The sequence below is a fragment of the Streptomyces sp. DvalAA-14 genome (assembly GCF_900091855.1).
In the GTDB taxonomy this organism is placed as follows: domain Bacteria; phylum Actinomycetota; class Actinomycetes; order Streptomycetales; family Streptomycetaceae; genus Actinacidiphila.
In genome coordinates this window covers 1-5,013 of record NZ_FMCH01000214.1, presented here as the reverse complement: position 1 = coordinate 5,013, position 5,013 = coordinate 1, and the positions used below count along the sequence as shown (strand labels likewise).

Here is a 5,013-nt window from a genome sequence, read left to right as displayed (position 1 = left end):
GCCGCGGCTCGGCCAGGTCTACGTCCGCTCGCTGGTCCGGGACCAACTGCGGCTCTCGCTCGGCCTGTTGGCGGTACTGGCCGCGGTGCTCGGCGGCCTGCCCGCGGCCTTCGCCCTGATACCGGCGCTGCGCACCGCGGAGGTCTTCGGCATGCGGCTGGCCTGGCTGCTGCTCGGCGTCGTGGCCTACCCGCTGCTGGTGGGCGCGGCGTGGTTCCACGTCCGCCACGCGGAGCGCGTCGAGCGCGACTTCACCGACCTGCTGAACGGGCCGGCCCAGCCTCCGGGGCCGGTGGACCCGAAGCGTCCGCCGGTCCCGGAGCGTCCGCCGGTCCCGGAGCGTCCGCCGGTCCCGGAGCGTCCGCCGGTCCCGGAGCGTCCGCCGGCGCCGGCCCCGCCGCGCGTCCCGGCCCCCGCGCCCGAGCCCGGTGACGGATGAATCCGGGACTCGGCCTGGCCGCGCTGGTCGTCGTGCTCGCGGCGACCGTGGGCGTGGGCGTGTACGGGCTGCGGCTGTCGCGGACCACCTCGGACTTCTACGTGGCCTCCCGGGAGATTTCGCCGCTGTGGAACGCCTCGGCGATCGGCGGGGAGTACCTGTCGGCGGCCTCGTTCCTCGGCGTGGCGGGCCTGGTGATGGCCTACGGGGTGGACATGCTCGCCTATCCGGTGGGCTACACCGCCGGATACCTGGTGCTGTTGCTGCTGGTGGCGGCGCCGCTGCGGCGATCGGGCGCGTACACCCTGCCGGATTTCGCCGAGGAGCGGCTGGGTTCGGCGGCGGTGCGGCGGGTGGCGAGCGTGCTCGTGGTCGTCATCGCCTGGCTGTACCTGGTGCCGCAGTTGCAGGGGGCGGGGCTGACGCTCCGGACGGTGACCGGCGCGCCGCGCTGGGTCGGCGCCGTGGTGGTGGCGGTGGCGGTCGTCGGGGTCTCGGCGGCCGGCGGGATGCGCAGCGTGACGCTGGTGCAGGGCTTCCAGTTCTGGCTGAAGCTGACCGCGATCGCGGTGCCCGCGGTCTTCCTGGTGCTGGCCTGGCGCTCGGCCGGGACGCCGTCGCTGACCGGGCCGGACGTACCGCGGTTCTCCCACGCCACGGCGGTGCCGATCAGCGAGGACGTCCGCTTCGACGTGCGCTCGCCGGTGACCGTGATCGTCCGCGGCGGCCTGGACGGCGCGACCTTCCGCGCGCCGGGCACCGCGGTGCGGCTCGCCGACGGCGAGCACACGGCGGCGGCGCGGGCGACCTTGACCTTCCCGGCGGGCGCGGTGGTGCCGCACCAGCACGGCCTCGTCCCGGCGTCGGGAGCCCGCTGGGCCAGCCCGCTGTCCGGCGCCGGCGGCCGGCCGCATCCGCTGTACGCGGTGTACTCGATCCTGCTGGCCACCTTCCTGGGCACGATGGGGCTCCCGCACGTCGTCGTCCGCTTCTACACCAATCCCGACGGGCAGGCCGCCCGGCGCACCACGCTGCTGGTCCTGGTGCTGCTGAGCGTCTTCTATCTGCTGCCCACCGTGTACGGCGCGCTGGGCCGGATCTTCGCCCCGCAGCTTCTGCTGACCGGGCAGACCGACACCGCGGTGCTGGTGCTCCCGCAGATCGTGCAGGCGGGCGAGGGCGGCCGGCTGCTCGGGGCACTGGTCGCCGCCGGGGCCTTCGCCGCCTTTGTCTCCACCGCCTCCGGGCTGACCGTCTCGGTGGCCGGGGTGGTCTCCCAGGACCTGATGCGCGGTTCGACCCGCGGTTTCCGCTGGGCGTCGCTGGCCGCGGGCGTACCGCCGCTGGTGATGGCGACCATGACCGCCGGGCTGCCGGTGGCCGACGCGATCGGGCTGGCTTTCGCGGTCGCCGCCTCCTCCTTCTGTCCGCTGCTGGTCCTGGGCATCTGGTGGCGGGGCCTGACCGACCGGGGCGCGCTGCTCGGTCTGGTGGCCGGCGGCGGGCTGGCCGCGCTGGCGGTCGTGGTCACCAGTGTGCGCGGGCCGGGCCGGGGCTGGAGCGCGGCGCTGCTGGAAGAGCCGGCCGCCTGGACGGTGCCGGTGGCCTTCGCCGTCATGGTCTCGGTGTCGCTGCTGACCCGCCGCCGGATCTCGCCGGCCGCGGTGGACCGGGTGATGCTGCGCATGCACCTTCCCGAGGAGGTGGCCGCGCTGCCGGATCATGCGGGCCCGCTGGTGCCGAAGTGACGGGCGGGACAGGACTGTTGCCGGCGGCGCGGCGCTGCCGGCGATGACGCCCGGTGCGGCGCGGCGGTGACCGCTGGGCGTACCGGAGGGACCATCCGGCGCCCCGACCGACCGTTCGGCGACGCCGCGGGGCCGGTCGCTGGCCGCGCGCCGGCGCCCTTCCTAGCGTGTGTCCGGGGCGCGTACCGCCCCCTGGCAGCCCGCTGCCGTTCCTCAACGAGGAGGGAAACCGCAGATGAGCACTCCCGACACCACCCCGGTGGCGACCGCCGCGATCGCCGACCCCGGTCCGCTCGGACTGGCCGGCTTCGCCGCCACCACCTTCGTTCTCAGCTCCTTCAACGCCAATCTGATCGACGCGAGCCTGCTCACCGTGGTGCTGCCGCTCGCCCTGTTCTACGGCGGGCTGATCCAACTCCTGGCCGGTATGTGGGAGTTCAGGAAGGGCAACACCTTCGGGGCGACCGCCTTCGGCTCCTACGGCGCCTTCTGGCTGTCGTACGCGGCCTATGTGAAGTACGTCGTCGGGCACCTGCCGCCCGCCACGGCGCACCAGGCCACCGGCTTGTTCCTGCTGATCTGGGCGATCTTCACCGTCTACATGACCATCGCGGCGGTGCGCACCAACGGCGCGCTGCTGGCGGTCTTCGTCACCTTGTCGGCGACCTTCGTCGTCCTGACCATCGCCGAGTTCTCCCAGTCCGCCACGACCACCAAGGTGGGCGGCTGGATCGGCCTGGTGACCGCGCTGTGCGCCTGGTACGCCTCGTTCGCGGGCGTCACCAACGCGACCTGGCAGCGCTCGGTGGCCCCGGTCTTCCCCGGTGGCGGGGCCGGCATAGGCCGCGGCCGGCGCGGCGGCCCGGTCGAGAGCGCCCACGTATGAGCGGCGAGACCCTGTCCAACCTGCTGCGGGAGGACCGGCGTTTCCCGCCGCCGCCCGCGCTGGCGGCCGCGGCGAATGTCACCGCGGCCGCCTACACGGAGGCGGCCGGCGACAACGAGGCGTTCTGGGCGGCGCAGGCGGCCCGGCTGGACTGGGCCGAGCCGTGGACCCGGGTACGGGACTGGAGCCGGGCGCCGTTCGCCCGCTGGTTCGTCGGCGGCCGGCTCAACGTCACCTACAACTGCCTGGACCGGCATGTGGCCGCCGGGCGCGGTGACCGGGTCGCCTTCCACTGGGAGGGCGAGCCGGGCGACACCAGGGCGCTGACGTACGCGGACTTGAAGGACGAGGTCTGCCGGGCGGCGAACGCGCTGCTGTCGCTGGGGGTGCGGGCCGGCGACCGGGTGGCGATCTACATGCCGATGATCCCGGAGACGGTGGTGGCGATGCTGGCCTGTGCCCGCATCGGCGCGCCGCACACCGTGGTCTTCGGCGGCTTCTCGGCCGACGCGCTGCGCGGGCGGATCCTGGACTGCGACGCGCGGGTGGTGATCACCGCCGACGGCGGCTTCCGCAAGGGCGCGCCGTCCGCGCTCAAGCCGGCCGTGGACGAGGCGGTGGAGCAGTGCCCGGACGTGCGCAGTGTGCTCGTCGTCCGCCGGACCGGCCAGGACGTCGGCTGGACCGAGGGCCGGGACGTGTGGTGGCACGACCTGGTGGCCGGGCAGCCGGCCGAGCACGAACCGGAGGCGTTCGACAGCGAGCACCCGCTCTACATCATGTACACCTCCGGGACCACCGCGAAGCCGAAGGGCATCCTGCACACCACCGGCGGCTACCTCACACAGGTCGCGTGGAGCCACTGGGCGGTGTTCGACATCAAGCCGGACACGGACGTGTACTGGACGGCGGCGGACATCGGCTGGGTGACCGGCCACTCGTACATCGTCTACGGCCCGCTGGCCAACGGCGTCACCTCGGTGCTCTACGAGGGCACACCCGACTCCCCGCACCAGGGCCGCTGGTGGGAGATCGTGCAGAAGTACGGCGTGACGGTCCTGTACTGCGCGCCGACCGCGATCCGCACCTTCATGAAGTGGGGTGACGCGATCCCGGGGCGCTACGACCTGGGCTCGCTGCGCCTGCTCGGCTCGGTCGGCGAGCCGATCAACCCCGAGGCGTGGATGTGGTATCGGCGGGCCATCGGCGGGGACCGCTGCCCGGTGGTGGACACCTGGTGGCAGACCGAGACCGGCGCGCAGATGATCAGCCCGCTGCCCGGGGTGAGCACCTGCAAGCCGGGCTCGGCGCTGCGGCCCCTGCCGGGGATCTCGGCCGAGGTGGTGGACGACACCGGCAAGCCGGTACCCAACGGGTCGGGCGGCTACCTGGTGCTGACCGAGCCGTGGCCGGCCATGCTGCGCACCATCTGGGGCGACGAGCAGCGGTACATCGACACCTACTGGTCGCGCTTCCCCGGCTGGTACTTCGCCGGGGACGGTGCCAAGAAGGACGAGGACGGCGACATCTGGCTGCTGGGCCGGGTGGACGACGTGATGAACGTGTCCGGGCACCGGATCTCCACCACCGAGGTGGAGTCGGCCCTGGTGTCCCATCCGCGGGTCGCGGAGGCCGCGGTGGTCGGCGCGGCCGACGCCACCACCGGGCAGGGGATCGTCGCCTTCGTGATCCTGCGCGGTGACAACGAGCAGCCCGCCGCCACCACCGGTGGCGAGGAGCTGGCCGGCGAACTGCGGGCCCATGTGGCCAAGGAGATCGGGCCGATCGCCCGGCCGCGGCAGATCCTGGTGGTCGCCGAACTGCCCAAGACCCGTTCGGGCAAGATCATGCGGCGGCTGCTGCGGGACATCGCGGAGAACCGGTCGCTGGGCGATGTGACCACGCTGACCGACTCCTCGGTGATGGAGGCGATCCGCGAC

General features: G+C 73.6%; 4 protein-coding genes. All 4 read left to right on the top strand.

All coding sequences use genetic code 11. From position 1 onward, the window contains the following. Positions 1-439, top strand: a 439-nt coding sequence (locus GA0115240_RS37985) for a hypothetical protein (protein WP_176725038.1), incomplete at its 5' end; no start/stop codon positions are given. Beyond that, positions 436-2,187, top strand: a complete 1,752-nt coding sequence (locus GA0115240_RS10865) for a sodium/solute symporter (RefSeq protein WP_093736464.1) — start codon at positions 436-438, stop codon at positions 2,185-2,187. The genes GA0115240_RS37985 and GA0115240_RS10865, both read left to right, overlap by 4 nt. A gap of 235 nt (positions 2,188-2,422) precedes the next feature. Then, on the top strand, positions 2,423-3,073 hold the full coding sequence (locus GA0115240_RS10860; protein WP_093736463.1) for an acetate uptake transporter: 651 nt from the start codon (positions 2,423-2,425) through the stop codon (positions 3,071-3,073). Continuing rightward, positions 3,070-5,013, top strand: a 1,944-nt coding sequence (gene acs, locus GA0115240_RS10855; RefSeq protein WP_093736465.1) for an acetate--CoA ligase, incomplete at its 3' end; no start/stop codon positions are given. The genes GA0115240_RS10860 and acs, both read left to right, overlap by 4 nt.